Origin of the sequence: Pseudomonas sp. 2822-15, assembly GCF_002742515.1 — a bacterium.
GTDB lineage: Bacteria > Pseudomonadota > Gammaproteobacteria > Pseudomonadales > Pseudomonadaceae > Aquipseudomonas > Aquipseudomonas salomonii.
The window spans coordinates 1-241 of sequence record NZ_LJRY01000404.1; the positions used below are offsets into that span (position 1 = coordinate 1).

At 34.4% G+C, this 241-nt stretch carries 1 protein-coding gene; it reads right to left on the reverse strand.

Going from position 1 to position 241, the window contains the following annotated elements; all coding sequences use genetic code 11:
• The coding region (locus AOA59_RS32205) for an oligoendopeptidase F family protein (protein ID WP_143522875.1) at positions 1–241 on the reverse strand (241 nt) is incomplete at both ends.

The following is a 241-nucleotide window of genomic DNA, read 5'->3' on the forward strand; positions in this document are numbered from 1 at the left end:
TTAATATATCGTCTAAAGGAATTTGATAGGTCTTTAAGTCAGGTTGTTGTTCAAAATATCTTTTTATTTGTTCCTCGGGTAAAGCAAGTACTTCGGACTCTATAAATGATGTAGCAGTATTAATTCTAGTAAGTGCGGCACTCATTAGAGCATAATTTGTTTGCGAGTCTGGATTAGTCCCATCTTCAGCCATTTTTAAATTAGCATAAGTTGCAACTGGAATTAGACGCTCTGTCAATAT